This window comes from Acetobacterium sp. (genome assembly GCF_041752335.1).
GTDB lineage: Bacteria > Bacillota > Clostridia > Eubacteriales > Eubacteriaceae > Acetobacterium.
This window is the reverse complement of sequence record NZ_JBGSHG010000070.1, coordinates 1-1,973: the sequence shown is the minus strand read 5'-3', so window position 1 is coordinate 1,973 and position 1,973 is coordinate 1. Positions and strand designations below refer to the sequence as shown.

At 37.0% G+C, this 1,973-nt stretch carries 2 protein-coding genes; one reads left to right on the top strand and one right to left on the bottom strand.

All coding sequences use genetic code 11. From position 1 onward, the window contains the following. Positions 1 to 274 precede the first annotated feature (274 nt). A complete protein-coding gene (locus ACEW8F_RS08970) occupies positions 275 to 1,123 on the top strand; it encodes a DMT family transporter (protein ID WP_373483137.1) in 849 nt (282 codons plus the stop codon). Between the two features lie 93 nt (positions 1,124 to 1,216). Here ACEW8F_RS08970 and ACEW8F_RS08965 read toward each other — a convergent pair whose 3' ends face one another. Next, positions 1,217 to 1,879: a TetR/AcrR family transcriptional regulator gene (locus tag ACEW8F_RS08965; RefSeq protein WP_373483136.1), complete on the bottom strand. Its 663-nt coding sequence runs from the start codon at positions 1,877 to 1,879 to the stop codon at positions 1,217 to 1,219. Between the last annotated feature and the right edge of the window lie 94 nt (positions 1,880 to 1,973).

Genomic DNA, 1,973 nt, shown 5'->3' with positions numbered 1-1,973 from the left:
TTTCATAGCATGAGCCTCCAGCTTGTTTGTTTGTTTTTCGCTAATTCAATTATAACAAATCTGGTGTTCTCATGCTATTTTTATGTTTGCAACATCGGATTTACGATGATTTTGCTCGATTATTATGTGCGAAGTTTGAGTGTGATAACATACAAAGTTTACCTCCACCTTATTACAAATATTATACAGGAAATAAAAGTAAAAATATAGGGAAAAAAGCGAATGGTTGTGGTATCATCAAAAGATAACTTGCAAAAGAAAAAAGGAGGTACCGATGGAAAAAACGACAAAGGGAACCTTATATGTGCTCATCGCCATGGTATTGTTTAGCACCGGCGGGTTTTTTATCAAACTCATCAATGCCAATGCCTATACTATCATCTTTGGTCGGGCATTTATTGCTGGGCTTATTTTTTTGCCCCTGATTCAATGGAAGAAGCTGAGGTTCTCCAAAAACAATCTTATTCTGGCGATTGGTTATTGCTATTTGTGCATTATGTTCGTATTGACAACGAAAATAACAACTGCAGCCAATGCGATTATTCTTCAATGCACAGCTCCATTGTGGCTCTATCTATACTATGTGGTGCGAGGAAAAAAAATAACCAGCAGAGAACTGATACCGCGGTTATTTATTCTCATGGGAATCATTGTTATCTTCAGTGCTTCAGCGGGAGGAAATCTTTGGGGTGACTTGTTGGCGTTGACGAATGGTATTGCTTATGCGATGGTGCAGCATTTTATGGATAAGGAATATCCGGTTTCTGATAACTCAATCATTGGTCTGAATAATATTATCCTTTGCCTGGTGATTCTGTTGCTGTTTCCAACACAGCTGGATTTTTCGGGATTATCCACGGCGGGGTGGTTGGGACTGATTTTTCTGGGTGTTTTTCAAATTGGTGTATCTTATCTGGTATTCTTTAAAGGGGTACGGATGATTTCAGCGCTGAAAGCGTCTATGGTATCCCTTCTGGAACCGATCCTCAATCCAATATTTGTTTTTTTCTTTGTGGGCGAGATTCCCTCAGTCAATTCTTTAATTGGTTTTGGCATTATTCTATTTGGGATCGCCTTAACGATGATACCGATGAAAAAAGTTACCCAGATTGAAGAATACTGATCTGTTTAAGACAAAAAAATAAAGACAAAAAAACAGCGTCGAATTAAAAACGACGCTGCGATGATAGTTCAAGGAAAAAACTAATTAAATCGATTAAACCATGATGAAATTTTTTTCAATTCGAGCGGTAAACATCTTTTCGATTTTATAGGACTCTTTAATAACATGGTCATTAAGCTTCGCATCAAGGCCCATGTTATTCAGTAAAAGATCGATGCTGGAATTGATAAAGTCATGGGATGAACAGTCAATAAGTCCGGCATCATAGGCAAGATTAATGCCTTGAGTAGCACCAGCGCTGGCATAGGAAATAAAAGCTATTTCAAAGTCATTGTAATGAAGATCGCAGCTTTCAGTCAGTTTACGATAAAAATCGGTGACGATGCTCTGCTCTTTGTAGAGAACATTCTCGCCCAGTAAGTCATAATAAAAACGGCTGAAATTTTTATTAAATCGCATATTATTGTTCAATACCCGCCATTCGATAGCGGTCTGTAATAAAAGGGTAGTTTCAATTCCTAATTTTTTCAGATTTTCGGTGACGTTCGATTTGATGGCTGACATGATTTCGTTATATACTTCAATCCCGAGGCCACCTTTTGAGCCATAATAATAGTTGATCAGACCAACATTCGCCCCGGATTCTTTGGCAATCTTCAGGCAAGTCGTACTGGTATAGCCATTTTCATAAAATAAGGCTTTGGAAGCCTCATAAATCTTTTCCTTTGTTTCTTTACCAACCTTGTATTTTCCCATATCATACTCTCTATTTCATTATTTTAGTTTAGTTTAATAGCAAATTTATTTATTCTAAATAATACCATAGTTCTTTGTGAAAAACAAGACAAAG

Coding starts and splice junctions, on each gene's coding strand:
- ACEW8F_RS08970 (WP_373483137.1), top strand. CDS start 275: ATGGAAAAAACGACAAAGGGAACCTTATATGTGCTCATCGCCATGGTA.
- ACEW8F_RS08965 (WP_373483136.1), bottom strand. CDS start 1,879: ATGGGAAAATACAAGGTTGGTAAAGAAACAAAGGAAAAGATTTATGAG.